This is a genomic window from Microbacterium arborescens, from assembly GCF_030369635.1.
Taxonomy (GTDB): Bacteria; Actinomycetota; Actinomycetes; order Actinomycetales; family Microbacteriaceae; genus Microbacterium.
In genome coordinates this window covers 2,597,490-2,622,751 of the sequence record NZ_CP128474.1, presented here as the reverse complement: position 1 = coordinate 2,622,751, position 25,262 = coordinate 2,597,490, and the positions used below count along the sequence as shown (strand labels likewise).

The 25,262-nt window shown below is 69.5% G+C and carries 24 protein-coding genes and 1 riboswitch; of the genes, 6 read left to right on the top strand and 18 right to left on the bottom strand.

The genetic code is table 11. The features are described 5' to 3' along the window. Positions 1–9: 9 nt before the first annotated feature. The 10 genes from QUC20_RS12450 to QUC20_RS12405 form a co-directional block, all read right to left on the bottom strand. Positions 10–939 (bottom strand): phosphotransferase, encoded by a 930-nt coding sequence (locus QUC20_RS12450; protein ID WP_120264639.1) that lies wholly within the window; start codon positions 937–939, stop codon positions 10–12. Between the two features lie 41 nt (positions 940–980). Then, the gene (locus tag QUC20_RS12445) at positions 981–1,961 is read right to left on the bottom strand and encodes an NADP-dependent oxidoreductase (RefSeq protein WP_289330076.1); all 981 of its coding nucleotides are present in this window, start codon (positions 1,959–1,961) and stop codon (positions 981–983) included. Positions 1,962–2,084: 123 nt separating this feature from the next. After that, positions 2,085–3,527: an MFS transporter gene (locus tag QUC20_RS12440; protein ID WP_289330075.1), complete on the bottom strand. Its 1,443-nt coding sequence runs from the start codon at positions 3,525–3,527 to the stop codon at positions 2,085–2,087. Between the two features lie 220 nt (positions 3,528–3,747). Then, positions 3,748–4,098 carry a Fe-S protein gene (locus QUC20_RS12435; protein WP_120264642.1) on the bottom strand — a complete coding sequence of 117 codons (351 nt, stop codon included), beginning with the start codon at positions 4,096–4,098 and terminating at the stop codon, positions 3,748–3,750. A 40-nt stretch (positions 4,099–4,138) separates the two neighbouring features. Continuing rightward, positions 4,139–4,612 carry a 6,7-dimethyl-8-ribityllumazine synthase gene (gene ribH, locus QUC20_RS12430; RefSeq protein WP_120264643.1) on the bottom strand — a complete coding sequence of 158 codons (474 nt, stop codon included), beginning with the start codon at positions 4,610–4,612 and terminating at the stop codon, positions 4,139–4,141. Further along, positions 4,609–5,940, bottom strand: a complete 1,332-nt coding sequence (gene ribA / locus QUC20_RS12425; RefSeq protein ID WP_289330074.1) for a GTP cyclohydrolase II — start codon at positions 5,938–5,940, stop codon at positions 4,609–4,611. Before ribA ends, ribH begins: the two co-directional genes overlap by 4 nt. Then, positions 5,937–6,569, bottom strand: a complete 633-nt coding sequence (locus tag QUC20_RS12420; protein WP_120264645.1) for a riboflavin synthase — start codon at positions 6,567–6,569, stop codon at positions 5,937–5,939. Before QUC20_RS12420 ends, ribA begins: the two co-directional genes overlap by 4 nt. Beyond that, positions 6,569–7,651 carry a bifunctional diaminohydroxyphosphoribosylaminopyrimidine deaminase/5-amino-6-(5-phosphoribosylamino)uracil reductase RibD gene (ribD, locus tag QUC20_RS12415; RefSeq protein ID WP_289330073.1) on the bottom strand — a complete coding sequence of 361 codons (1,083 nt, stop codon included), beginning with the start codon at positions 7,649–7,651 and terminating at the stop codon, positions 6,569–6,571. The genes QUC20_RS12420 and ribD overlap by 1 nt, the downstream gene beginning before the upstream one ends. Before the next feature lie 57 nt (positions 7,652–7,708). After that, positions 7,709–7,855, bottom strand: a riboswitch (FMN riboswitch). Between the two features lie 56 nt (positions 7,856–7,911). Beyond that, positions 7,912–8,775, bottom strand: coding sequence for an Fpg/Nei family DNA glycosylase (locus QUC20_RS12410; protein ID WP_289330072.1), 864 nt, complete (start codon positions 8,773–8,775; stop codon positions 7,912–7,914). 119 nt (positions 8,776–8,894) lie between these two features. Beyond that, positions 8,895–9,458, bottom strand: coding sequence for a GNAT family N-acetyltransferase (locus QUC20_RS12405; RefSeq protein ID WP_289330071.1), 564 nt, complete (start codon positions 9,456–9,458; stop codon positions 8,895–8,897). Positions 9,459–9,859: 401 nt separating this feature from the next. Here QUC20_RS12405 and QUC20_RS12400 point away from each other — a divergent pair, with 401 nt between their 5' ends. Continuing rightward, on the top strand, positions 9,860–10,741 hold the full coding sequence (locus tag QUC20_RS12400) for an endonuclease domain-containing protein (protein ID WP_289330070.1): 882 nt from the start codon (positions 9,860–9,862) through the stop codon (positions 10,739–10,741). Between the two features lie 576 nt (positions 10,742–11,317). Here the strand turns inward: QUC20_RS12400 and QUC20_RS12395 are convergent. The 8 genes from QUC20_RS12395 to sdhC all read right to left on the bottom strand — a co-directional run bounded on the left by QUC20_RS12395 (position 11,318) and on the right by sdhC (position 18,505). Beyond that, positions 11,318–11,836, bottom strand: a complete 519-nt coding sequence (locus tag QUC20_RS12395; RefSeq protein WP_289330069.1) for a hypothetical protein — start codon at positions 11,834–11,836, stop codon at positions 11,318–11,320. Further along, positions 11,829–12,806: a tryptophan--tRNA ligase gene (trpS, locus tag QUC20_RS12390; RefSeq protein WP_289331521.1), complete on the bottom strand. Its 978-nt coding sequence runs from the start codon at positions 12,804–12,806 to the stop codon at positions 11,829–11,831. The genes QUC20_RS12395 and trpS overlap by 8 nt, the downstream gene beginning before the upstream one ends. Positions 12,807–12,892: 86 nt before the next feature. Continuing rightward, complete coding sequence (locus QUC20_RS12385) at positions 12,893–13,732, bottom strand: exodeoxyribonuclease III (protein WP_289330068.1); 840 nt, start codon at positions 13,730–13,732, stop codon at positions 12,893–12,895. 33 nt (positions 13,733–13,765) lie between these two features. Continuing rightward, complete coding sequence (locus QUC20_RS12380) at positions 13,766–14,926, bottom strand: YihY/virulence factor BrkB family protein (protein WP_289330067.1); 1,161 nt, start codon at positions 14,924–14,926, stop codon at positions 13,766–13,768. 58 nt (positions 14,927–14,984) lie between these two features. After that, positions 14,985–15,755, bottom strand: a complete 771-nt coding sequence (locus QUC20_RS12375; protein WP_120264651.1) for a succinate dehydrogenase iron-sulfur subunit — start codon at positions 15,753–15,755, stop codon at positions 14,985–14,987. Further along, positions 15,755–17,581 (bottom strand): succinate dehydrogenase flavoprotein subunit, encoded by a 1,827-nt coding sequence (gene sdhA, locus QUC20_RS12370; protein WP_120264652.1) that lies wholly within the window; start codon positions 17,579–17,581, stop codon positions 15,755–15,757. Before sdhA ends, QUC20_RS12375 begins: the two co-directional genes overlap by 1 nt. A gap of 46 nt (positions 17,582–17,627) precedes the next feature. After that, positions 17,628–18,071 (bottom strand): succinate dehydrogenase hydrophobic membrane anchor subunit, encoded by a 444-nt coding sequence (locus QUC20_RS12365; RefSeq protein WP_023955540.1) that lies wholly within the window; start codon positions 18,069–18,071, stop codon positions 17,628–17,630. Then, positions 18,071–18,505, bottom strand: a complete 435-nt coding sequence (sdhC, locus tag QUC20_RS12360; RefSeq protein ID WP_120264653.1) for a succinate dehydrogenase, cytochrome b556 subunit — start codon at positions 18,503–18,505, stop codon at positions 18,071–18,073. The genes QUC20_RS12365 and sdhC overlap by 1 nt, the downstream gene beginning before the upstream one ends. Positions 18,506–18,694: 189 nt before the next feature. Between sdhC and QUC20_RS12355 the strand changes: the two genes are divergently transcribed. The 5 genes from QUC20_RS12355 (at position 18,695) to QUC20_RS12335 (ending at position 25,258) form a co-directional block, all read left to right on the top strand. Further along, on the top strand, positions 18,695–19,810 hold the full coding sequence (locus QUC20_RS12355) for a mannose-1-phosphate guanylyltransferase (RefSeq protein ID WP_289330066.1): 1,116 nt from the start codon (positions 18,695–18,697) through the stop codon (positions 19,808–19,810). 127 nt (positions 19,811–19,937) lie between these two features. Beyond that, positions 19,938–21,050: a BMP family lipoprotein gene (locus QUC20_RS12350; RefSeq protein ID WP_289330065.1), complete on the top strand. Its 1,113-nt coding sequence runs from the start codon at positions 19,938–19,940 to the stop codon at positions 21,048–21,050. 85 nt (positions 21,051–21,135) lie between these two features. Then, the gene (locus tag QUC20_RS12345; RefSeq protein ID WP_289330064.1) at positions 21,136–22,650 is read left to right on the top strand and encodes an ABC transporter ATP-binding protein; all 1,515 of its coding nucleotides are present in this window, start codon (positions 21,136–21,138) and stop codon (positions 22,648–22,650) included. Next, positions 22,647–23,981: an ABC transporter permease gene (locus tag QUC20_RS12340; protein ID WP_120264657.1), complete on the top strand. Its 1,335-nt coding sequence runs from the start codon at positions 22,647–22,649 to the stop codon at positions 23,979–23,981. The genes QUC20_RS12345 and QUC20_RS12340 overlap by 4 nt, the downstream gene beginning before the upstream one ends. Beyond that, a complete protein-coding gene (locus QUC20_RS12335; protein ID WP_120264658.1) occupies positions 23,981–25,258 on the top strand; it encodes an ABC transporter permease in 1,278 nt (425 codons plus the stop codon). The genes QUC20_RS12340 and QUC20_RS12335 overlap by 1 nt, the downstream gene beginning before the upstream one ends. The last annotated feature ends 4 nt before the right edge of the window (positions 25,259–25,262 follow it).

Below are 25,262 nucleotides of genomic sequence, written 5' to 3'. Positions count from 1 at the left end.
CGCCGAGACTCACCGCGCGGCAGCCTGCGCCTCCTCGCGGCGCCTCGATATCCAGGCCAGGACGTCCGGGGTGACGTAGTCGACGTGGCCCGCCTTCGGCCGGATGTCGGCCTCGAGGACCGCGAACGCCCACGCGCGCGCGACCGCCCACCGGGCGTCGTCGATGGGGGCCGATCGCGCGACATACGCGTCGTGCAGCGCGCGCCCGAAGCGAGGCAGCAAATCGGGAGCCAGCGCGCTGCCCGGGGATGCCGGGGTGCTCGTGAGGCGGCCGATGAACTCGACGAGCGAGTGGGTCCTCGCGAGATCGAGCAGCGCGGGGCCACGGCGGGCGTTCGCCCAATCGATGACGCCGGAGACCTCGCTGTCGCGCACGATCACGTTGAACGGATGCAGGTCGAGGTGCAGCATGCTCTGTCGCGTGCCCTCGAAGGTCGCGTGCACGCTCGCTCGCGCCGCTGCCGTGGGCGGCATCGCCCAGGCCGCCGACCACGAAGGCAACGCCGAGACGTCGAGGTGCGCCGCGTGCAGGCGAGCCAGAACATCGCCGCACGCCGCTCCCCAGTGCTCAGCCTCGTCGGGAGCGCGTGCGAGGCGTCCTGCGAGCGTCTCGCCGTCGCAGAATGCCACGATCGTGAGACGCCCGTCTCGTTGTCGCTCGTCATGCAGGACCGCGGGAACCGTCAGGCCGCCCTCAGAGGCCAGGCGCAGCGCCGTCGTTCCCACTGACCTCTCGTCGTCCGAGCCGCCCGGAGCCGACGGCGCCCACCGCGCGACCGCGTCGGGGATGCCGTCGCGGGTATGCACATGCCAGACACGGTCACCGCTGGAGCCGGCTTCCATCGGGGTGATGAGCGCCTCCGCGGGACGAGTGACGACCCCCAGGGCGTCGACGATCCGTTCGACGATCCCGGGCGGAAGCGATGATGCGGTGGCCACGCGGCCACGCTATCCCGGCGCTGGTCCGTGACGCGACGAGGCTACGACTCGATGACCTCGCGCGCTTTCCGGATGCGCCGCGGATTCACCGGATGCGTCGCGAGCACGACCTTGCCGCGCGAATGCAGCTTCTGGAGGTCGTCGTATGCCTCCGCGACGTCCGCGAGCGGGTAGAAGCCCGACACGAGCGGCGAGACGACCCGCTTCTCGGCGAGCTCGACAACCTTCCGCAGCTGAGTCGTGCCGTGGGCGACGGCGTCGGGGCTGTCGGAGAGCAAGGCGACCTCACGGTCGCGCCGATCGGCACTCGAGCGGAACTTCCCTGCGGGCACCCCCAGAGCCTCGGCCACCTCGCGCCCGTCCTGCCCGAAGTTGTCGATGAACGCCGTCACTCCCCCGGGCGCGAGAGCGCGGATGCGCTCGACGATCCCTTCGCCGTAGCGCACCGGCTTGACGCCGAGCTGGCGCAGGTAGTCGAAGTTGCGCTCGCCGCAGGTGCCGATGACCCGGGCGCCGCGGTGCAGCGCGATCTGCGCCTCGATACTGCCGACCCCGCCTGCGGCCGCCGAGATGACGACGGTGTCGCCGGAGTCGATCTTGAGCTCGTCGAGGATGTCGAGCGCGGTGGTGCCCGCCAGATACAGCCCGCCAGCGATCTCGAAGGTCACGCCGCGCGGCTTGCGGACCAGCCGGTCCACCCCGACCGTGAGGTGACTCGCATGCGCCCCCGATCGCACGTGGCCGACGACATCGGCGCCGACGGCGAACCCGCTGGTACCGGTGCCCGCCGCGATCACGGTGCCCGCGAAGCAGCTGCCCGAGCGGCGAGGAAAGGGATCGTCCCATTCCTTCTCGGCGCCCGATCGCACGAAGCCGTCGATGTGGTTGAGGCCCATCGTGATGATCTCGACCGTCACCTCTCCGGCCTCGGGCGCGGAAAGCGGACGTTTCACGAGACCCAGAACCTCGGGCCCGCCGGCCTGCTCGTACTCGACGACCGACGCCTCGGCGACCTTCTTCATGACGGGCTCCTCACCTGAATGTGAGTCAGACAGTAGACCGCGCGTGATGAGGTGGGGAGACCTTGACAACGACGGATGCCGCGAGCCCGAAGGCCCGCGGCATCCGTTCGTTCGCCGTGGCGATCAGCGGGTGGCCCCCGCCTCGCCGATGTTGGTGTCGTACTCGGAGTCCTTGGTCTCCTTCGACAGCCACAGCGCGATGAAGGTGAGCACCGCCGACGCCGTGAGGTAGACGCCGACGAGCCAGGTCGAGCCGCCCGCGAGCGCCCACAGGGTCGTCGCGATGCTGGGCGCGACGGCCGCACCGAGGATCGACGCCACGTTGTACGAGATGGCCGAGCCGGTGTAGCGCACGTTGGTCGGGAACAGCTCGGGCAGCAGCGCGCCCATCGGGCCGAAGGTCGCGCCCATGAGCATGAACCCGAGCACGAGGAATGCCTGCACGAGGGCTCCGGTGAACTTCGGGTCGAGCTGCGGCGCGAGGAAGACCGCGAACAGCAGGCCGAAAACCGCGATGACCCCGGTGACCCACAGCAGCAGCTTGCGCCGGCCGATGGAGTCGGCCACGGGGCCCGACAGCAGGGTGAAGATGCCGAAGAAGATCACGCCGACGATCTGCATGATGACGAAGTCGGTGAACCCGAACCCGAGGCCGGGGACGTAGGCCGCCGCGTCGAAGGCCGCCCCCGATGCCTCGGCGGTCGCCTGCGCGGTCTCGAGGGTCGGCTTGGTGCCGTACGCGAGGGTGAAGCTCGTCATCAGGTAGAAGAGCACGTAGGTGGCGAGCATGATGAACGTGCCGAGGATGAGCGCCCGCCAGTGCCCGCGGACGACGGACCCGAGCGGGAACTTGCGGATGGCACCGGTCTTCTCCGCCTTGGCGAACGTCTCGCTCTCGACGAGCTTGAGACGCACCCACAGGCCGACGATGACCATGACGGCCGAGAACAGGAACGGCACGCGCCAGCCCCAGGCGAGGAACTCCTCGGATCGCTGGGCCGGGCCGTCGGGGTGCGGCAGCGCGAAGTAGATCACGAGGAAGACCGAGTTGGCGATGATGAAGCCGATCGGGGCGCCCAGCTGGGGGAAGGTGCCGTACCAGGCGCGCTTGCCCTTCGGTGCGTTCTCGGTCGCGACGAGGGCGGCTCCCGACCACTCGCCGCCGAGGGCGAAGCCCTGAGCGAGACGCAGCACGAGGAGCAGCAGCGCCGCCCACCAGCCGATGTCGTTGAAGGTGGGGAGGCATCCGATGAGGATCGTTGCGATACCCATCGTCAGGAGCGACGCGACGAGGGTGGCCTTACGGCCGAACTTGTCGCCGAAGTGGCCGAAGACGACGGCACCGATGGGTCGGGCGACCATCGCGGCGCCGAAGACCGCGAACGAGGCGAGGAGCGACGCGGTGTCGTCATCGCTCGGGAAGAAGAGGATCGGGAAGACCAGGACGGCCGCGGTCGCGTAGACGTAGAAGTCGTAGAACTCGATCGTGGTGCCGACGAGGCTGGCGGTGATGACGCGGGAGCGGGGGTTCGCGGGCGCGGCGGGGGCCGCGGTGGCGGATGACATGTGCGGTGTGATGCCTGTCTGGGAGAACGGGTGAGCGCCCTCGTGGGAGCGTGCCGGTGGGCGGACGTCCGAGCGGGGTGGTGCGGCGGACGTTCGACGCGGGGATCACCGGCGGCGTCGACGGTGTCGGCGACGCACGATCGTCCATTCTACGGCGGATGCCGCGACCCGGGGTCCGAGTCGCGGCATCCGCTTGCCTGGTGGGCCGTGGCCCGGGTCGTCAGCGCCAGAGCACCGCGATCGCGACGTTCGCCACCGTGCCGAGTCCGATGAGCCAGAAGATCGCGGCGGGTACCGACTGCGTGCGCTTCTGGCGGGCTGAGCCGATGCCCAGAAGCGCGCCGATCACGAGCAGGATGACGAGTTTGACGGTGATCTTGACGTAGTTGAACTCGTGGTCGGTGCCCCACGGTGCTGCCAGAGCGAGCCCGGCGACCCCGGCGACGAGCAGGCCGTAGCTCATGACCCGGGTGATGCGGCGGGCTCCGAGGGCTTCGACGAGCCAAGCGCCGAAGAGCGTGGCGAAACCGATGAGGTGGACGACGAGGACGATTCCGCGGAGCGTTTCCATACCCTCAGCCTAGCTGAAGGTATGGAAGCCCGAAACGACGTCAGCCGCGGAACGAACGCAGCGTCAGCGCGGTGCGCAGCGCCGCATCCGCAGCCTCGGCGCCCTTGTCCTCCTTCGAGCCGGGCAGGCCCGCCCGATCGATGCCCTGCTGCTCGTCGTCGAGGGTGAGCACTCCGAATCCGACCGGCTTGCCCGTGTCGATGGCGACACGGGTCAGCCCGTCGGTGGCTGCCGAGGAGACGAAGTCGAAGTGCGGTGTTCCGCCGCGGATGATGACGCCGAGGGCGACGACCGCGTCGGCGCCGGAATCGAGCGCCGCCTTGGCCACGACCGGAAGCTCGAACGAACCCGGCACGCGCACGAGCCGCCAGGCCGCACCGGACTCCTCGAGCACGCGTTCCGCGCCGGCGATGAGGCCGTCGGTGATGACGTCGTGCCATTGGCCGGCGACGACGACGACCTTCAGGTCGGTCGCGTCGATCTGCTGGCGTTCGGGGGCGCCGTGTCCGCTCATGCGATGTTCTCCGAGTTCTGTCGGGGGTCGGTGGTCTCGTCGGCTGCGCCGGTGGACGTGGCGGCGACCGTGCCGCGGGCGAGTGCCGCGCTCAGCTCGGCGTCGTCGATGATGTGGCCCATGCGGTCGCGCTTCGTCGCGAGGTACTGGTGGTTGTTGGCACCGACTCCGACGAGCAGCGGTACCTGCTCGGCGATGTCGAGGCCCAGGGCGCGCAGCTGCGACACCTTGTCGGAGTTGTTCGTCAGCAGTCGGATGCTGCCCACGCCGAGGTCGGCGAGGATGCCGGCCGCAGCCGCGTAATCCCGGGCATCGGCGGGAAGCCCGAGCGCGAGGTTCGCGTCGAGGGTGTCGAGCCCGCGCTCCTGCAGCTGGTAGGCGCGCAGCTTGTTGATGAGGCCGATGCCACGACCTTCGTGACCGCGCATGTAGATGACGATGCCGCCCTCGCGGTCGATCGCGTCGAGGGCCGCATCCAGCTGCGGTCCGCACTCGCACTTGAGCGAGCCGAACGCCTCGCCCGTCAGGCACTCCGAGTGCACGCGCACGAGCGGGGCGGCATCGGTGAGATCGCCCGAGACGACGGCGATGTGGTCGGTCCCGGTGACGCGGTCCTTGTAGGCGAGGAAGCGGAACGCACCGTGCGAGGTCGGCACCTGCGCCTCCGCACGCAGGCTCACGCGGCGGCGGTTGGCCGCGGCGCCGCCGGCGGGGCGTGGATCCGTCTCCTCGAGGTGGGCGATGAGCTGCTCGATCGTGATGACGGGGATGCCGTCGCGCTCGCCGAGCTCGAGCAGTCCCGGCATCCGCATCATCGAGCCGTCGTCGGCGACGATCTCGGCGATCGCGCCGACCGGCTCGAGACCGGCGAGCTGCATGAGCTCGACGGCGGCCTCGGTGTGACCGCTGCGCTCGCGGACGCCCCCCTCGACGGCGCGCAGGGGCAGGATGTGCCCCGGACGGATGACGCTGCCGGGCGTGGAGGCGGGGTCGGCGAGCACCGTGAGGGTGCGGGCGCGGTCGGCGGCGCTGATCCCGGTCGTCACGCCCTCGGCCGCGTCGACCGAGACGGTGTAAGCGGTGCCGCGGGCGTCCTCGTTCGTCTCGACCATCGGGGGGAGGTCGAGACGGTCGGCCCACTCGGCGGGCATGGGAGCGCAGATGAACCCGCTCGAGTGGCGGACCGTCCACGCGATCCACTCGGGAGTGGCGAGAGCGGCCGACAGGATGACGTCGCCTTCGTTCTCACGGTTCTCATCGTCGGCGACGATGATCGGCTTTCCGGCCCGCAGCGCGTCGAGCGCCTCGGAGAGGGGAGAAAGGCTCATCGGGAGCCTCCTTCGTTCGAGAGAGTGGTGAATGCCAGCAACCGCTGGACGTGTCGGGCGAGGATGTCGGTCTCGAGGTTGACCGCGTCGCCGGCGACACGGTCGCCGAGCGTCGTCGCGGCGAGGGTCGCGGGGATGAGCGAGACCTCGAGCCAGGCCTGCGGTGCGGTCGCCGTGCTCACATCGCTCACCGTCAGCGAGACGCCGTCGACCGTGATCGAGCCCTTATCGACGACGAGCGGTGCCAGGTCGGCAGGCACCGAGATGCGCAGCACGCGCCACTGCTCACCGGGACGCACCTCCAGCACGCGGCCGAGGCCGTCGACGTGCCCCTGGACGATGTGCCCGCCCAGACGGGTGTGTGCCGCGAGGGCGCGCTCCAGGTTCACGGCGCGGCCCGGTTCGATGCCCGTCAGGCTCGACACGTCGAGCGTCTGGCGCATCACGTCGGCCGTGAACCAATCGTCGCCCTGGTCGACCACCGTGAGGCAGACGCCGCTGACGGCGATCGAGTCGCCGTGTCCGGCATCCGACACCGCCTTCGGCGCGCGCACGGTGATCCGGACGCCGTCGCCCGACGGCTCGACGGCGACGACCTCGCCGATCTCTTCGATGATTCCGGTGAACATCAGGCGTCTCCTTCGGAGGGGGAAGTCGGGGTCACGGGGGAGGCGACGATCAGCAGGTCGTCGCCGAGGGGCTCGACCGAGCTCACCCGCAGGCGTCGCTGGTCCGCGATCGTCTCGACGCCGAGCGAACGCAGTGCGGGACGGTCGTCGCCGGCCGATCCGGAGCCGATGAGGGTCGGCGCGATGTATGCGAGGATCTCGTCCGCGAGCCCGGCCCGCACGAACGCGCTCGCGATGGTCGGGCCGCCCTCGACGAAGACGCGCTGCACGCCGAGTTCCCGCAATTGCGTCATCAGCGAGGGCCCGTCGGGGCTCTCGCCGCCCAGGTTCTCGCCGTCGCGGTGAAGCAGCGGCATCGGATGACGGCGCACCAGGGCGTCGTCGGGCACGGACCGCTGACCGAGCACGACGGGCATCGGCTGCCGGTCGTAGAGGGTGCCGTCGGGACGCCGAGCGGTCAGGGCGGGATCGTCGGAGAGGAGGGTACCCGTTCCCACCACGATGGCGTCCGCCTCGCTGCGGCGGCGATGGACGTCTGCTCGTGCGACCGGGCCGGTGATCCATTGGCTCGTGCCATCAGGGGCCGCCGCGCGTCCGTCGAGCGACTGCGCCCACTTCACGGTGACGTGCGGTCGGCCGAGGCGCTGCACGGTGAGCCAGTCGTGGATGAGCGCGTGACCGTCGTCGCCCAGCACTCCGCCCTCGATATCGACGCCGGCATCCCGCAGACGCCGGGCTCCACCGGCCGACGCGTCGCCCGGGTCGGAGACGGAGTAGACCACGCGCGCCACGCCGGCCTCGATGAGGGCGAGCGCGCACGGGCCCGTGCGGCCGGTGTGGTTGCAGGGCTCGAGACTCACAACGGCAGTCGCGCCACGCGCCGCGCCCGCGGGCAGCTGCGACAGCGCATCCACCTCGGCGTGCGGCGTGCCGGCGCCGCGGTGCCAGCCCTCGGCGAGCACGGAGCCGTCGGCGGCGAGCAGCACGGCGCCGACCTGGGGGTTCAGTCCGCGCGGACCGTTGCCGGCGAGCTCGAAAGCGCGACGCATCGCGGCGATCTCGCGGTCGGTGGTGCCCGGCATCCTTCGTCCTTCGGTCAGTCTCCGGGGACGCGGGCGGGCGCGCGCAGCGCGAACGCTGCCGTGCTTCCTCTCATCCGGACTAGCGACTCGCGTCGCATCACCGTCGGTCCCGGAATTCCACCGGATCAACCTCTCGGCCCGAGGGCCTCGAGGGTCGCGGACTCTCACCGCCGGTTCGGATTCTCACCGACCCCGGAGCACGTTCAATACTCCGATCGTACTCAACGCGCGGGCGTCCGCGGCATTCCCGACTTCCGCCGTCACTTGAGCAGGCGTGAGAGCCGGCGATCGGCGAGCAGCTTGCCCCCGGTCTGACACGTCGGGCAGTATTCGAGACTGTTGTCGGCGAAGAAGACGCTGCGCACCTCATCGCCGCAGACGGGGCAAGCCTCGCCGCGGCGGCCGTGCACCCGCATCCCTCGGCGCTTGGCGTCTTTCAGATCGGCGGGCGGCTTGCCGGATGCCGCGGCGACCGCCTCGGCGAGCGTCGCGCTGAGCGCTGCGTAGAGGCGGTCGACCTCGGCGTCGTCGAGGTTTGCGGCGAGGGCGTACGGCGACATCTTCGCGGCATGCAGGATCTCATCGGAATACGCGTTGCCGATGCCGGCGACGATCGATTGATCGCGCAGCACGCCCTTGATCTGCGTGCGGCGTCCGGTCAGCAGACCCGCGAGCGTGTCGCGGTCGAAGGAGGCGTCGAGCGGGTCGGGCCCCAGCCGCGCGATGCCGGGCACCTCGGCCGGATCGCGGACGACGTAGACCGCGAGCGACTTCTTCGTACCGGCCTCGGTCAGATCGAACCCCGAGTCGTCGTCGAAGCCGATGCGGAGCGCGATCGGGGTCTTGCCCGGGCGGATGACGGTCGACGGCAGCGCGTCGTACCAGCGCAGCCATCCGGCCTTGGCGAGATGGAACACGAGGTGCGTGCCGCCGTCGGTGGCCAGGTCGACGAACTTGCCGTGGCGGGACGCCGAGGTCACCGTCGCGCCCTCGAGCGACTCGATCGGCGGATCGTATGTCTTCAGCGCAGAGATCGCACTGACCCGGGCTTTCGTGATGCGGCGCCCGGCGAGGCGGCCGCCGAGGTAGTCGACGAGTCCCTGCACTTCCGGCATCTCGGGCATGGCGTCATCCTGGCACGCATCACCCCCATCGAGCACGGGGTTGCGCGCCTGATTCGGCGCGGTTCAGGCCGCGCGGGTCAGTCGGCGCGGGTCAGTCGGCGCGGGTCAGTCGGCGAGGATCAGTCGGCGAGGATCGGCCAGGGTTGCGGCTCACGGTCGTCCGTCGGCAGGAGGCCGGCGATCCAGCCGTCGTGGTGGGCATCGCTGTGCGAGAGCCCCTGGCGCAGCATCCCCTCGTATCGGAAGCCCAGAGTGCGCGCCGCGCGTGCTGAGGCGATGTTGCCGACGATCGCCCGCCACTCGATGCGTGCGAGCGCCAGCGGCTCGGCGAACCCGAAGTCGATGACCGCCCGCGCCGCCTCGCTCAGGTATCCGTGCCCGCGCGCCGGTGCGCTCATCCAGAACCCGATCTCCGCCGCGCCTCCCGGGCTCACCCGGTGCAGGCCGATCATGCCGATCCACTCGCCGTCACGACGGATACCCCAGGTGAGCTCGGACTGCTCGTCCCACCAGGCCGCCGCCTTCGCGACGAACTCCTCGGCATGCGCGCGGGTGTACGGCGACGGCACCGTCGTCCAGCGCGGGACCTCGGGGTCCTGGGCGGCAGCGGTGATCGCCTCGGCATCATCGAGAGTAGGGATCGACAGCTCGAGCCGCGCCGTGCGGAGGGTCACCGGTTCCATGCCCCGACCCTACCGAGGTCCGGCGCGTGGTCCGGTTCCGCGGCCCCACACCTCGGTTCGGTGCCGCGAACAGGTTCAGCTTCGTGTTCCCGCGTCGAACGGCTCGGTGCGCCGCGTCCATCCTGCTGACGGCACGTCCGTCGGCTGTGCGGGAGGGGCGGTCTGCTCGCCGGTCTTTCGTGCGTCGATGGGGCGATGGGGCGATGGGGGAGTGGAACGCGCTAGCTGTGCCGCGAACAGGCTCACGGCATCATCGCGCGCGCCACCGCGCGCGGCGGCCCGCGTGAGCCTGCCGGCGGCACCGACACCGCGACTCCCCCACAAGCGGCGGATGAGCTGATCTGCTCACAATCTGCTACTGCTCCGGCCGCTGACGTGACCGCAAGCGGCACCGTCTCCGCATGGACCTTCGCGCCTCCTCAGCCTGGCCCGCCGCCGACGTCATGGATCTGCGTTGCTGGTCGACATCCGAGCTGCGCGCCGACGGAATGCGCAAACGCGACATTGCGGATGCCGTTGCCACGGGCCGGCTCGTGAGGCCCCGGAGGGGCTCGTATCTCGTCGCCGATGCGCCACGGTCCGTCGTGACCGCCGTGTCGCTCGGTGGTCGGCTGACCTGCGTCAGCCTCCTGCGTCTGCTTGGGGTGTTCGTCCTCGAGCCTGGGCAACCGCACGTTCAGCTCCCGCCGACGGCATCCCGCTTACCGCTCCGAACGGCGGGGACGGACGCGAAGCCGGTCCTGCACTGGACACCGCCCGCCGCACCGCGGCCCCGTTGGTTCGCGTGCTCGAGCATCATCGACGCCTTGGCGCGCGCGGTGATGTGTCAGCCGCCCCGAGCGGCCGTCGCGACGCTCGACAGCGCGCTTCAGCTCGGGCTCCTCCATGCCGCCGATCTCGACGCGGTCTTCGCGGCGCTACCGCTCCGGTACCGTTCCCTCCGGCGCCTGATCGACGGACGGGCCGAGTCCGGGCCGGAGACGCTCATGCGGCTCCTTCTGCGCGGCGTCGCGAAGACTGTCGAACTGCAGGTGCGCATACCTGGAGTGGGGCGAATCGATCTGCTCGTCGACGGCTGGCTGATCGTGGAATGCGACAGCGATGCGCATCATTCCGGACTCGACGCGCGGCGACGAGACAGCACGCGCGATCTCGCGGCGGCAGCCCTCGGTTACCTGACGCTGCGACCGATGGCGGCGGACATCATGTGGCGTCCCGACCGGGTGCTCGAAGCCGTGCGGGGACTTCTCGGTCGCGGCGCGCCGCGGGCGCGCGTGCGCTGACTCCGGACGGGCGGGCCTCGTCGCGCGGCTTGTCGCGCGTGCCGTGCGCAGGCTGAGGGGGGTCGCGGCGGGTCGTGTGGGTGTGTGGGGAGTGATGAGCCTGTTGACGGGACGGGGATGAGTCGAGGATTGGTCCCCGGCCCCTCCCGCCCCGGCCGGTGTCGACGGATGTGGTCGTGGTCGTGGTGTGGGCTGGTGGACGGGGGCGGTGCCTGCTGTTTCGCGTGCCGTGAGCAGGCTCAGGTACGTCGCGGCGGGTCCTGTGGGTGTGCGCGGGGTACTAAGCCTGTCGACGGAACGGGGATGAGCCGAAGGGATGCTCGGTCCGCGTCGCCCGGCTTCGGTAACCCGGATCTGCACGGGGGATGGGGGCTGAGGTACCACCCCGGCCGGTATCGACGCTGATATCGCCGTGTTTCTGGTCCGGGCGTGGCCGGACGCGGCTCGGCCGCCTGCGCCCGCTGTTCCGCGTGCCGCGTTCAGGCTGAGAGGCGCCGCGGCGGGACGTGCGGGCGTCAACGGGGTGCTGAGCCTGTCGACGGAACACAGACGAGATCGAGACTGAGGATGCGGGCCTCAGGCTGAGGGATTCTGCGAGATGTAGACCGCCATCGCGGCCAGGTTCGACAACGGAGCCATCGCGCCGTTGGCCGGCGCGTCGAAGACCATCGCTTCGACACCCGCCTCGGCATACGACGCGACCCAGGCCGCCGCCGACGGAAGCGGCACCGCGAGCAGTCGCGACGCCTCATCCTCGGGCAGGCCGAACCCGAGGGCGGCTTCGTGCGCCCGGTCGGCCGTCGAGAACGCGAAGATGACGGCACCTTCGTCGGACCGCAGCGCGAAGGGGGTGGGCTCGTCGTCGGAACCGCGGGCGATGAAGAGCCAGCGGTCGAGCGCGAAGGCGGCGCGCCAGAGCCGCTCCTGAACTGCGGCGTCGGTCGGCGATGCCTTCGATGCGGCGGCGGCCTCGTCGAGCGCTGCGATCAGTTCGGGTGCGGGCTCGGCCGGCACCTCCGCCAACGGCTCCGCGGACGCTGATGCCGACTCCGCGGGAACAGCAGCCCCGCCCCCGGTCGATTCGTTGTCAGACACGTCGCAGCAGTCCCAGCTTGTCGTAAACGTCGCCGAGCGTACGGTCGGCGACCTCGTCGGCGCGCGCGGCGTTCGACGCGAGCACCCGGTCGAGCTCGGCGGGGTCGTCGAGCAGCTCGAGCGCGCGCTCGCGCACCGGTCCGAACTCGGACACGACCACCTCGGCGAGGCCCTTCTTGAAGTCGCCGTAGCCGCGGCCGGCGTACTCGTCCTCGATGGCGGGGATCTGACGGCCGGTGAGCGCCGCGTAGATCACGAGCAGGTTCGACACTCCGGGCTTGTTCTCGCGGTCGTATCGCACCGACCCCTCCGAGTCGGTCACGGCCCGCATGACCTTCTTCGCCGACACCTTCGGGTCGTCGAGGAGCCACAGCACACCGGCATCCGATTCTGCCGACTTCGACATCTTCGCGGTCGGGTTCTGCAGGTCGTAGATGCGGGCGGTGTCCTGCTGGATGACGGGCATCGGCACGCGGAAGGTCTCGCCGAAGCGCGAGTTGAAGCGCTCCGCAAGGGTCCGCGTCAGCTCGACGTGCTGCTTCTGATCGTCACCGACCGGCACGATGTCGGTCTGGTAGAGCAGGATGTCGGCGGCCATGAGCACCGGGTAGGTGAACAGCCCCACGTTGGTGGCGTCAGCGCCGTAGCGCTGCGACTTGTCCTTGAACTGCGTCATCCGGCCGGCTTCGCCGAAGCCGGTGATGGTCGAGAGCACCCACGCGAGCTCGGCGTGAGCGCGGACGTGCGACTGCACGTACAGCGTCGACCGAGACGGCTCGATGCCCGCCGCGATGTACTGGGCTGCGGTACGCCGGGTCTTCGCCCGCAGTTCGGCCGGATCGTTCGGCTGGGTCAGGGCGTGCAGGTCGACGACCGAGAAGAATGCGTCGTAGGTGTCCTGCAGGTCGCGCCACTGCATGAGAGCCCCGATGTAGTTGCCGATCTGGAGCGAATCGGCGGACGGCTGCATTCCGGAGTACAGGCGGGGCTTGGTCACCAGAAGAGTCTACGGGCGTCGTCCCGCGCTTCGTCGCCCCGCCCCTCGCCCCTCGGACGTCACCCAGGGAAGACGTAGTCCGCCACGACGGGGGCGTGGTCGCTCCACCGGGTGTCCCACGAGGGCGCGCGTACGACGCGGTAGTCGGTGACCCGCTCCGCCAGCTGCGGGGTGGCGAGGTGGTAGTCGATGCGCCATCCGGTGTCGGTGTCGAAGGCTTTGCCGCGGTTGGACCACCACGTGTACGGCCCGTCGACCTCGCCGGCGAACCGGCGTCCGACATCGACCCACCCGAGACCGGTGCCCCGCCCGCCGTCGACGGTGTCGACTTCGACGCCCTCGGGCGCGGTGAAACGGTCGAAGTAGGCGCGCTCGCGCGGCAGGAAGCCCGCCTTCTTGCGGTTGCCGCGCCAGTTGCGGATGTCGAACTCGCGGTGGCCGACGTTCAGGTCGCCGGTGATGACCGCGAGCTCGCCGAGCTGCGGCATCCGCTCCTCCATCGCGTCGAGGAACGCGTACTTCGCGACCTGCTTCTCGGTGTCGGCCTCGCCGGTGAAGACGTAGGCGCTGACGACGGTGAGGTGCTCGCCCGCGACCTCGATGTCTGCCTCGACCCAGCGTCCCTTGGAGTCGAGGTCGTCGTCGCCGAGCTCGATACGCCACACGTCGAGCGGCTCGCGGGCGGCGATCGCGACGCCCGCACGTCCCTTGGCGAGCGCCTCATCGGAGACGAAGTGCCAGCCGGGCAGGGCGGCGGCGAGGTCGGAGGCCTGCGCGCGGACCTCTTGGAGAGTCAGGATGTCGACGTCGGCGGTCTCGAGCCATTCATGCATGCCCTTGCGGGCGGCGGCGCGGATGCCGTTGACGTTGACGGAGGCGATACGAAGACGGCGTGACACGTCTGCCAGCGTAACCGCGACCTCCGACACCGCTCACCGGGCGGTCGTCTGCTCCGCGTCGAGTCGCCGCAGCAGCTCGCGAGCCCGGTTCACGTCGCGCCGAGCGGGGATGCGCTGCCACCAGCCCGCCTCGGCGAGAGCGTGCTCGGCGTCGCGCAGCTGTGCTTCGGCGACAACGCGCAGCGCCCGCCGCTCGTCCGCGCGGCGCTCCTCCTCGGTCCTGACCTCGAGCGGGATGTCGTCGTCCGCGGCCGACACGGCCACCCACGACGCCGCGACGAGGATGACGATCCCCGCGAGCCGCAGCCAGAGGAGGAATCCGATCAGCACAGAGAAGGTCGCCAGGAGCGGGTTGGTGGGGGAGTATACGGCGAGGAAGCCGGCCCCGAGCTGCAGCACGCTCAGCGCGACGCCGCCGAAGATCGATCCGGGGATGATCTTGCGCCAGGGCAGTGCTGTGCCGGTCAGGAACCGGATCAGGGCGGTGAGCGCGGCGGCGTTGATGACGATCGCGACCAGCACCGATGCGAGCCGGCTGAGTACGTCGATCGTGGTCGACTCGTAGGCGACGTCGAACAGGTCGAACAGCTGCCGGACGACGCCGCCGGCCACGAGGCCGAGCGCGGCCCCCAGCACGAGCGCGAGGCCGAACAGCAGGGCCGCGCCGAAGTCGCGCAGCTTCAGGAGCACGTAGTTGCGCGTGTCGAACGGCAGGCCGAAGATGTCGCGCACCGCACGTCGCGTGAAGGTCACGAATCCGATGGCCGTCCACACCGCGACGGCCAGGGCGGCGGTACCGGTGACGGCGAGGAGGCTGCCGCTGTCGCGCGCGATGCTGGCGACGTCTTCGGGGGAGACGGGACCGTCGTGCGAGATCAGCCCCGGGATGTAGCTGTTGACGACCCCGATGAGGGCGTCGATGGCCATGCGCGACCCGCCGAGCCATAGCCCCACCACGGCGAACGCCGTGTAGAGGGTGGCGAAGAGCGCGAAGAGCGACTGGTAGCTGATGCTCGCCGCGAGGAGGAACCCGTTGTGGCGGAGGAAGTGCCGCCAGACCCGGATGGGGAACCAGCCGAGCGTGCGACGCGTGATGGTCGTCGCACGCTCGAGAGGCTGATCGAGGCGTTCGCGCAATCGGGACGAGTCCCACCGCTCGCGCAGCGCATCTGTCGCCGAGGGGTCGGGTTCCACGTCGTCGAATGTACCGGCAGCGTCGGTGTCAGCTGATCGAGCGCGAGGCCCGGCCGGCTCAACGACCGCGCAGAACCGCCTGCTTGACCTCGGCGATCGCCTTCGTGACCTCGATGCCGCGCGGGCATGCCTCGGTGCAGTTGAAGGTCGTGCGGCACCGCCACACGCCCTCCTTGTCATTGAGGATATCGAGGCGGACGTCGCCGGCATCGTCGCGCGAGTCGAAGATGAAGCGGTGCGCGTTGACGATCGCGGCCGGCCCGAAGTACTGACCGTCGGTCCAGAACACGGGGCACGACGAGGTGCACGCGGCGCACAGGATGCACTTCGTGGTGTCGTCGAAGATCTCGCGGTCGGCGATCGACTGGATGCGCTCCTTGCCGGCCTCGGGCTTCGAGTTGGCGATCAGGAACGGCTGCACCTCGCGGTAGGAGGCGAAGAACGGCTCCATGTCGACGACGAGGTCCTTCTCCAGGGGCAGGCCCTTGATCGCCTCGACGTAGATCGGCTGCGAGATGTCGAGGTCCTTGATCAGCGTCTTGCATGCCAGGCGGTTACGGCCGTTGATCCGCATCGCGTCGGAGCCGCAGATGCCGTGGGCGCACGAGCGGCGGAAGGTCAGCGACCCGTCGACGTCCCACTTGATCTTGTGCAGGGCGTCGAGGACGCGGTCGGTCGAGTAGAGCTCGACGTCGTAGTCGACCCACCTCGGCTCGCTGTCGACCTCGGGGTCGAAGCGCCGGATGATGAAGGTGACCAGGAACGACTGGATGCCGGTGTCGTTCGCCGCCTCGGCAGGGGCCGTGGCATCGGTCTCGACGATCGTCATCAGTACTTCCTCTCCAGCGGCGGGTACCGCAGTTCGCCGGCCTCGTTCTTGGTGAACACGACGGGCTTCCAATCGAGCCGGATGTGGTCTTCGGGGTGCGACGAGTGGGGGTCGCCCGACAGGTAGGCCATCGTGTGCTTCATGTAGTTCTCGTCGTCGCGCGTCGGGAAGTCGTCGCGCATGTGTCCGCCGCGGCTCTCCTTGCGGTTGCGCGCGGCGACGACGACGACCTCGGCGATGTCGAGCAGGAAGCCCAGCTCGACCGCTTCGAGCAGGTCGGTGTTGAACCGCTTGCCCTTGTCGTCGACGTGGATGTTGTTGAACCGCTCGCGCAGGTCGGCGATGACGTCCATGACGTGCAGGAGCGACTCCTCGGTGCGGAACACCTGGGCGCCCTTGTCCATCTCGTCCTGGAGCGTCTTGCGCAGGACCGCGATCCGCTCGGTACCGGGGTTGTTGCGCACGCCTTCGATCAGCTCGCGCACCTCCTTGGCGGGATCGGCGGGCAGCGGGACGAAGTCGGCGGTCTTGACGTACTCGACGGCGTTGCGGCCGGCGCGCTTGCCGAAGACGTTGATGTCGAGCAGCGAGTTGGTGCCGAGGCGGTTCGAGCCGTGCACCGAGACGCACGCGCATTCGCCGGCGGCGTAGAGACCCGGAACGACGGTGGTGTTGTCGGCGAGGACCTCGGCCTTGACGTTCGTGGGGATGCCGCCCATCGCGTAGTGCGCCGTGGGCATGACCGGCACGGGCTCGACGACCGGGTCGACGCCGAGGTAGGTGCGGGCGAACTCGGTGATGTCGGGCAGCTTGGTCTCGAGGACCTCAGCCCCCAGGTGCGTGCAGTCGAGCAGCACGTAGTCGCGGTGCGGGCCTGCGCCGCGACCCTCAGCGACCTCCTGCTGCATGCATCGCGAGACGATGTCGCGGGGAGCGAGGTCCTTGATGGTGGGCGCATAGCGCTCCATGAACCGCTCGCCCGACGCGTTGCGGAGGATCGCGCCCTCGCCGCGCGCGCCTTCGGTGAGGAGGATGCCGAGACCGGCGAGGCCGGTCGGGTGGAACTGGAAGAACTCCATGTCCTCCAGCGGCAGGCCCTTGCGCCACACGATGCCGACGCCGTCGCCCGTGAGGGTGTGGGCGTTCGAGGTCGTCTTGTAGATCTTGCCGAAACCGCCGGTGGCGAAGATGACCGCCTTCGAGTGGAAGACGTGCAGATCGCCCGTGGCCAGGTCGTACGCGACGACGCCGGCGGTCTGGGTCGAGCCGTCGGGGGCGGTGACTGTGATGAGGTCGAGCACGTAGTACTCGTTGAAGAAGTTGATGCCGAGCTTGACGCAGTTCTGGAACAGCGTCTGCAGGATCATGTGGCCCGTGCGGTCGGCGGCGTAGCAGGCGCGGCGGACCGGCGACTTGCCGTGGTCGGCGGTGTGGCCGCCGAACCGGCGCTGGTCGATCTTCCCGTCGGGCGTGCGGTTGAAGGGGAGGCCCATGTTCTCGAGGTCGATGACCGCGTCGATGGCCTCCTTCGCGAGGATCTCCGCCGCGTCCTGGTCGACGAGGTAGTCGCCGCCCTTGACGGTGTCGAAGGTGTGCCACTCCCAGGAGTCCTCTTCGACGTTGGCGAGTGCCGCCGCCATGCCGCCCTGCGCCGCACCGGTGTGCGAGCGGGTCGGGTACAGCTTCGAGATCACCGCGGTACGGGCACCCGGACCGGCCTCGATCGCCGCCCGCATGCCGGCGCCGCCGGCGCCGACGATGACGATGTCGAACTGGTGGTAGTGGATGCCGTCCTTGACGACGACCTCTTCGGTCTGGGTGCTCACGGGGCGAGCCTTTCGTTGCTGTGATTCACGTCGTCGGAGCGCAGGGTCAGCCCTGGCAGGTCTCCCAGAGCATGCTGTCGGCCGTCACTCCGAGGCAGGGGTCGAAGGTGAACACGACCAGGGTGCCGAGCAGGATCAGCAGTCCGGCGGAGAGCCAGATGGCCCACACCAGAACCTTGCGCGCCGTGGCACCGGTGACGTAGTCGTTCACGATCGTGCGCATGCCGTTCGCGCCGTGGATCAGCGCGAGCCACAGCATGAGGACGTCCCACCACTGCCAGAACGGGCTGGCGAACTTTCCGGCGACGAACGCGAAATCGATTCCCTTGATGCCCTCGCCGAGCATCAGGTTGACGAAGAGGTGACCGAAGATCAGGACCACCAGGAGCACGCCGGATGCGCGCATGTAGACCCAGCCCCACTTCTCGAGGTTGGCGCCCTTCTTGCGGACCTGCGGGCTGCGGGGAGCGGCAAGGGTGTCGGCGGTCATCAGTGACCCCCTCCAATCTCGGAGAGAACGATCGGCACGTGGCGGGCTGCGAAGCCGACGATCGTGACGGCCCAGACCGCCAGCACGCCCCACCACAGCTGGCGCTGGTGGCGCGTGGCCCACGGCCACAAGTCGACCGCGATGATGCGCAGGCCGTTGAAGGCGTGGTACACGATCGCGGCGACGAGGGCGACCTCGCCGAGACCCATGATCGGGTTCTTGTACGTGCCGATGACGGCGTCGTAGGCCTCGGGCGACACGCGGATCAGCGCGGTGTCGAGCACGTGGACCAAGAGGAAGAAGAAGATGGCCACGCCGGTGATGCGGTGAAGCACCCACGACCACATGCCCTCGTTGCCGCGGTACAGCGTGCCGCGCGGGGTCTTTGATGTGGTCTGGGCTACCGACGGTGTGACGCGTGCTGGTGCAGACACGGTCGTCCTCCCTGGATCGAACACGGTTCGTGGGGGCGATCGATGCCCCGGTGGGGTGGTTGACCCCCGGCGTCACATGGGCGCACAACGATTCTAGGCCGGGAAAATGACGCGGGGCGACGAAGGGCACCCTAAAGAAAGGGGGTTCTTGCGCCGGGAGCCGCACCGGCGCCCGGGTACGCTCGGAGCATGGTCGACGAGATCCCGGACTTCTACGCCGTCATCCCCGCGGGAGGGGTGGGCAGCAGGCTGTGGCCGCTGTCGCGCGCCGACGCCCCGAAGTTCCTGCATGACCTGACCGGATCGGGCCATTCGCTGCTGCGCGACACGTGGGATCGGCTCGCGCCGCTCTCGGGCCCCGATCGCATCGCCGTGGTCACCGGCCGTGCTCACCGCGCCGCGGTCGAGGCTCAGCTTCCCGGCATCCCCGACAAGAACGTCTTCCTGGAGTCGGAGCCGCGCGACTCGGCCGCAGCCATCGGTCTCGCGGCGGCGATCCTGCACCGGCGGCATCCCGACGTCATCATCGGCTCGTTCGCGGCCGACCACGTCATCCGCGGCAGCCGGGTGTTCGAGTTCGCGGTCCGCGACGCGGTCGAGGTCGCCCGCGAGGGCTACATCTGCACCATCGGCATCACCCCCTCCGAGCCCGCTGTCGGCTTCGGCTACATCAAGCGCGGCGGCGAACTGATCGTCGATGGCGCTCGCGACGCCTCTCTCGTCGAGCGTTTCGTCGAGAAGCCCGACCTCGAGACGGCGCGAGCCTATGTCTCCGACCGGTCGTACCTCTGGAACGCGGGCATGTTCATCTCGCGGGCCGATGTGCTGCTCGCCGAGATCGAGGCCAACAGCCCCGAGCTGCACGCGGGCCTGCTCGAACTGGCCGAAGCGTGGGACGACCGCGACCGTCGCGGCCCCGCCGTCGACCGCATCTGGCCGCGACTGAAGAAGATCGCGATCGACTACGTCGTCGCCGAGCCCGCAGCAGAGAAGGGCAAGCTCGCCGTCGTCCCGGGTCACTTCGACTGGGATGACGTCGGCGACTTCGCGAGCCTGGCCAAGCTCAACTCGAACGGGCGCAAGAACGATCTCGCCATCCTGGGCGAGAACGCCCGCATCCTCTCCGACGCCGCCAGCGGCATCGTCGTGAGCCACACGTCGCGCGTCATCAGCCTCATCGGCGTCAAGGACATCGTCGTGGTCGACACCCCGGACGCGCTGCTGGTCACCACGAGCGAGAACGCCCAGCGCGTCAAGCACGTCGTCGACGCCCTCAAGCTGACGGGCCGCGGCGACGTTCTGTGACGCGCACATTGCGTCTTTGTAACCATTCGCGAGGCGGGGTGCGTCCGAGGTGCAACCCGGACGAAACAGTAGGTAACTTCATTCCAGCCGCCGCGAAGTCCGCGGCGCCTTCAATGTGGAGGCTGCATTGACACTCTCGACCCCTCAGAAGCTCGTCGGCATCACAGCTGCCGCGGGCCTTCTCGTCGCCCTCGCCGGTTGCGGAGCCGCACCCGATGAGGCCGGCGGATCCGCCGCACCCGAGGCGGGCTCGGACTTCACCCCCTGTCTCGTCTCCGACGAGGGCGGCTGGAACGACCGTTCGTTCAACCAGTCGGCCAAGGAAGGCATGGACCGCGCGGCCAAGGAGCTCGGCGTGGAATCGATCGAGGTCGAATCCACCACGGAGAACGACTACGCGCCCAACCTCGAGACGCTCGTCTCGGAGGGCTGCGACCTGATCGTCGCCGTCGGCTACAAGCTCGCTCCGGCCACCGTCGCGTCGGCCACGGCGAACCCCGACATCGACTACGCGATCATCGACGACTACGCCGACACCGACTTCGACGGCACGACCGACGCGCCCAACATCAAGCCGCTGGTGTTCAACACCGCTGAGGCCGCCTACCTCGGCGGCTACGCGGCGGCTTCGTGGTCGGCTGACGCCGGTGTGAACAAGGTCGGCACCTTCGGTGGCGACAAGTTCAACTCGGTCACGGTCTTCATGGACGGCTTCCAGCTGGGTGTGGAGAAGTACAACGAGGACAAGGGCGCGAACGTCGGCGTCGTCGGCTGGGACATCACCGCCCAGGACGGCAACTTCACGGGCGGCTTCACCGCCAACGACACCGCCAAGCAGGTCGCTCAGGGCATCCTCGACCAGGGTGTCGACGTGATCCTGCCCGTCGGCGGCCCGATCTACCAGAGCGCCGCGCAGGCGATCCGCGAGGGTGGCAGCGACGTCGTCATGCTCGGCGTCGACAGCGACCTCGCCGTCTCCGACGACACGGTCGCCGACCTGACGCTCGTGTCGATCCAGAAGGCGATCGACGTCGCCGTCTACGACGCCACCGTTGCTGCCCAGAGCGGCGACTTCACGACCGACCCCTACGTCGGCACGCTGAAGAACGAGGGCGTGAAGCTGTCGAGCTTCCACGACTTCGAGTCGCGTCTGCCGGCCGGTCTCGCCGACGAGCTGACCGCCCTCCAGGAGTCGATCGTCTCCGGTGACATCACCGTGGACTCGCCGAACTCCCCGTGAGTTCATGAGTCGTCGGGGCCGGGGGACGAAAGTTCCCCGGCCCCGACCGCTGTCCACCCACCCTCCGTCGCATAGATTGGCCGACATGAAGCTCGAACTCCGGGGCATCACCAAGCGCTTCGGCACCCTGGTCGCCAACGACCACATCGACCTCGTCGTCCGGCCGGGCGAGATCCACGCTCTCCTCGGGGAGAACGGCGCCGGCAAGTCGACTCTCATGAACGTCCTCTACGGCCTGTACCAGGCCGACGAGGGCCACATCCTCCTCGACGACGTCGTCCAGGACTTCCGCGGACCCGGCGACGCCATGGGCGCGGGCATCGGCATGGTGCACCAGCACTTCATGCTGGTCCCGGTCTTCACCGTCGCCGAGAACGTCATGCTCGGTCACGAGAACACCAAGGGTCTCGGGGTGCTCGACCTCGCCGCCGCCCGCGCGCACGTACGCGCCGTGGCCGACCGCTTCGGCTTCCAGATCGACCCCGACGCCGTCGTCGGCGATCTGCCGGTCGGCGTGCAGCAGCGCGTCGAGATCATCAAGGCGCTCTCGCGCGAGGCCAAGGTCCTCGTCTTCGACGAGCCCACCGCCGTGCTCACTCCGCAGGAGACCGACGAGCTCATGGCGATCATGCGTCAGCTGCGTGACGAGGGCACCTCGATCGTCTTCATCACCCACAAGCTCCGTGAGGTCCGCGAAGTCGCGGACCGCATCACCGTCATCCGCCTGGGCAAGGTCGTCGGCGAAGCCTCGCCGACGGCGAGCAACGCCGAGCTGGCAGCGCTCATGGTCGGCCGCCCGGTCGAGATGGTCGTCGCCAAGGGGGCACCGAACGTGGGGGAGGGCGGTCTCGTCCTCGACGGCATCCGCGTCGTCACGCCGTCGGGAATCGTCGTCGTCGACGACGTCGACCTGCAGGTGCGTTCGGGTGAGGTCGTCGCCGTCGCCGGCGTCCAGGGCAACGGTCAGACCGAGATCGTCGAGGCGATCCTCGGGCTCCTGCCGATCGACCACGGTTCGATCCGCCTCGACGGCGACGAGCTCGGCGGACGCAGTGTCCGCGCGATCCTCGACCGCGGCGTCGGGTTCGTGCCCGAGGACCGCAAGGAGGACGGCCTCGTCGGAGCGTTCTCCGTGCAGGAGAACCTCATCCTCGACCGTTCGGACGACCGCGCCTTCAGCCGCGCGGGCACGATCGACCGCCGGGCGCTCGAAGCGTTCGCCCGCGAGCGCATCACCGAGTACGACATCCGCACCCAGGGCCCCGACACCCCGGTCGGCACCCTGTCGGGCGGCAACCAGCAGAAAGTCGTCATCGCCCGCGAGATGGCCCGGCCGCTGCGACTGCTCGTCGCGGCCCAGCCCACACGCGGCGTCGACGTCGGCAGCATCGAATTCATCCACAAGCGCATCATCGAGGCCCGTGACTCCGGCGTCGCCGTCCTCGTCGTCTCGACCGAGCTCGACGAGGTGGTCGCCCTGGCCGACCGCATCGCGGTGATGTACCGCGGTCGCATCGTCGGCGTGGTTCCGGCGACGACGCCGCGCGACGTGCTCGGTCTGATGATGGCCGGCGAGGTTCCCGAGGAGTCAGCAGCATGACCACCCCCACGCCCGGTCCCGGGCCCGACCTTCCCGTCGAGCCCGCGGACTCGCAGCTGCCCCCTGTAGGCGGCCCCCTGACGGGCAAGCCCGAGGTGGCCCCGCCGCCGACGACGAACCGCGTCATCACCGAGGTGATGCGCAGCAGCGCCGTCATCACGGTGCTCGCCATCGTGCTCGCGCTCATCGTCGGCGGCATCATGATGGCCGTCACGGACGAGCGGGTGGCTGCGGCGTCCGGCTACTTCTTCGCTCGCCCGGGTGACACCCTGGCCGCGATCTGGCAGTCGGTCTCGGGCGGCTACGACGCCCTGTTCCGCGGCGCCGTGTTCAACACGCGTGTCGACGACTTCGCGACGCAGATCCGTCCGCTCACGAACACGCTCGGCTTCGCGGCTCCGCTGATCGCCGCCGGACTCGGCGTCGCGCTGGCGTTCCGCGCCGGTCTGTTCAACATCGGCGGCCGCGGCCAGATCCTCATCGGGGCCGCTTTCGCCGCCCTCGTGACGTTCAACCTCGATCTGCCCATGTTCATCCACCTGCCGCTGACGCTGATCGCCGGCATCGTGGGCGGCGCCCTCTGGGGCGGGCTCGTCGGACTGCTGAAGGCGCGCACCGGCGCGCACGAGGTGATCCTCACGATCATGCTCAACTACATCGCCTACTACCTCGTCAGCTGGATGGTGCGGACCCCCTCGCTGCTGCAGCAGACGGGCACGACGCAGTCGATCTCGCTGCGAACGCCGGAGTCCGCCCAGTTCCCCGAGCTGCTCGGCCCGCAGTACCCGCTGCTCGACTGGGGCTTCATCGTCGTCATCATCGCGACGGTCGTCGTGTGGTGGGTCATCGAGCGATCCAGCCTCGGCCTGCGGCTGCGCGCCGTGGGCGAGAACCCGCACGCCGCACGCGCCGCCGGCATCTCGGTCGAGCGCATGTACGTCTATGCGATGCTCTTCGCCGGCGGGCTCGCGGGCCTCGCCGCCATGAACCAGGTTCAGGGTCAGGTCACCACCGGTTTCACCGCTTCGATCGACGCCGGCATCGGTTTCGACGCGATCACCGTCGCTCTGCTCGGACGCTCGCGTCCGTGGGGCGTCTTCGCCGCCGGCATCCTGCTCGGCGCACTCAAGGCGGGCAGCTTCACGATGCAGGGCTCGGAGGGGATCCCCGTCGAGATCGTGCTCGTGGTGCAGGCGCTCATCGTTCTGTTCATCGCGGCTCCGCCGCTCGTGCGGACGATCTTCTTCCTTCCCAAGACCGATGCTGAGAAGCGCGCGTCGGGCCGCACGAAGAACTCGTCGCGCCGCGCCGCTGTGAAGGCGGGTGCCTGATGGCAACGACCGATCTGACCTCCGCCGCCGCTGCTCCCGTCGCGGTGAAGGTCCGCCACCTCAAGCCGGCCATCGCCCTGGGCGTCGCCACCCTGCTGCTGGCGATGCTGTTCGCCCTCGTCCCGCGCGGCGGTACGAGCACGTTCCGCCTCGCCGACGGCGGCTCGACGATCCCGATCCCGGACGTCGCGCTCCCGACCGGGCCGACCAGTTGGACGCTGCTCGCGCTCATGGCCGTCATCACGGCGGTCGCGACGTGGGACGCGTTCGCCTACCGCCGCCCCCGCACGTGGCTGATCGCTGTGGCAGGGTTCGTCGGCGTGTTCGCCTTCCTCGTCTGGGCAGCTGCCGAGGGGCTCGTTCCCGTCATCGGTCTGCTGTTCGGCGCCGTGTCGCTGTCGGTCCCGCTCATCTTCGGTGCCCTCGGCGGCGTCATCGGTGAACGTGTCGGCGTCGTCAACGTCGCCATCGAGGGTCAGTTCCTGCTCGGCGCCTTCGGCGCGGTGCTCGTGGGCAGCATGACCGGCAACCCGTTCATCGGACTGATCGCCGCCATGGTCGGCGGCGTCCTGGTGAGCCTCGTCCTCGCGGTCTTCTCGATCCGCTACCTCGTCGATCAGGTGATCGTCGGTGTCGTGCTGAACGTGCTCGTGACCGGCCTCACCGGATTCCTCTTCGGTGCGCTCCTCGCGCCGAACGAGGCGACGCTCAACCGTGCGACGACGTTCCAGCGCCTGCCGATCCCGCTGCTCAGCGACATCCCCGTGATCGGGCCCGTGCTGTTCAACCAGACGTTCATCGTGTACCTGATGTACGTCACCGTCGGTCTCGTCGCCTGGGGCCTCTACCGCACCCGGTGGGGTCTGCGGCTGCGGGCCGTCGGCGAGCACCCGCAGGCCGCGGACACCGTCGGCATCAAGGTCAACCCGACCCGGTTCTGGAACGTCAGCCTCGCCGGTGCGATCGCCGGCGCCGGCGGTGCGTACTTCACCCTGGTGTCGGTGCCGACCTTCACCAAGGAGATGACCGCGGGCCTGGGCTTCATCGCCCTCGCCGCCGTCATCTTCGGACGCTGGGACCCGATCCGCGCGACCCTGGCGGCGCTACTGTTCGGGTTCGCGACGAACCTGCAGAATCTGCTGACGGTGCTGCGGACGCCGATCCCCAGCGAGTTCATGCTCATGCTCCCGTACCTTGTGACGATCCTCGCGGTCGCCGGGTTCGCGGGGCACATCCGTGGGCCGGCAGCCGCCGGCAAGCCGTACATCAAGGGGTGACCTC

What these genes read in the sequence shown, in the direction of transcription:
- ribH (WP_120264643.1), bottom strand. Translation starts at nt 4,612, where the DNA reads ATGAGCGGACACGGCGCCCCCGAACGCCAGCAGATCGACGCGACCGAC.
- QUC20_RS12435 (WP_120264642.1), bottom strand. Translation starts at nt 4,098, where the DNA reads ATGGAAACGCTCCGCGGAATCGTCCTCGTCGTCCACCTCATCGGTTTC.
- QUC20_RS12355 (WP_289330066.1), top strand. Translation starts at nt 18,695, where the DNA reads ATGGTCGACGAGATCCCGGACTTCTACGCCGTCATCCCCGCGGGAGGG.
- QUC20_RS12445 (WP_289330076.1), bottom strand. Translation starts at nt 1,961, where the DNA reads ATGAAGAAGGTCGCCGAGGCGTCGGTCGTCGAGTACGAGCAGGCCGGC.
- QUC20_RS12405 (WP_289330071.1), bottom strand. Translation starts at nt 9,458, where the DNA reads ATGGAACCGGTGACCCTCCGCACGGCGCGGCTCGAGCTGTCGATCCCT.
- QUC20_RS12440 (WP_289330075.1), bottom strand. Translation starts at nt 3,527, where the DNA reads ATGTCATCCGCCACCGCGGCCCCCGCCGCGCCCGCGAACCCCCGCTCC.
- QUC20_RS12420 (WP_120264645.1), bottom strand. Translation starts at nt 6,569, where the DNA reads ATGTTCACCGGAATCATCGAAGAGATCGGCGAGGTCGTCGCCGTCGAG.
- ribD (WP_289330073.1), bottom strand. Translation starts at nt 7,651, where the DNA reads ATGCCGGGCACCACCGACCGCGAGATCGCCGCGATGCGTCGCGCTTTC.
- QUC20_RS12365 (WP_023955540.1), bottom strand. Translation starts at nt 18,071, where the DNA reads ATGACCGCCGACACCCTTGCCGCTCCCCGCAGCCCGCAGGTCCGCAAG.
- QUC20_RS12400 (WP_289330070.1), top strand. Translation starts at nt 9,860, where the DNA reads ATGGACCTTCGCGCCTCCTCAGCCTGGCCCGCCGCCGACGTCATGGAT.
- QUC20_RS12335 (WP_120264658.1), top strand. Translation starts at nt 23,981, where the DNA reads ATGGCAACGACCGATCTGACCTCCGCCGCCGCTGCTCCCGTCGCGGTG.
- QUC20_RS12375 (WP_120264651.1), bottom strand. Translation starts at nt 15,755, where the DNA reads ATGACGATCGTCGAGACCGATGCCACGGCCCCTGCCGAGGCGGCGAAC.
- QUC20_RS12340 (WP_120264657.1), top strand. Translation starts at nt 22,647, where the DNA reads ATGACCACCCCCACGCCCGGTCCCGGGCCCGACCTTCCCGTCGAGCCC.
- ribA (WP_289330074.1), bottom strand. Translation starts at nt 5,940, where the DNA reads ATGAGCCTTTCTCCCCTCTCCGAGGCGCTCGACGCGCTGCGGGCCGGA.
- trpS (WP_289331521.1), bottom strand. Translation starts at nt 12,806, where the DNA reads ATGCAGCCGTCCGCCGATTCGCTCCAGATCGGCAACTACATCGGGGCT.
- QUC20_RS12345 (WP_289330064.1), top strand. Translation starts at nt 21,136, where the DNA reads ATGAAGCTCGAACTCCGGGGCATCACCAAGCGCTTCGGCACCCTGGTC.
- QUC20_RS12410 (WP_289330072.1), bottom strand. Translation starts at nt 8,775, where the DNA reads ATGCCCGAGATGCCGGAAGTGCAGGGACTCGTCGACTACCTCGGCGGC.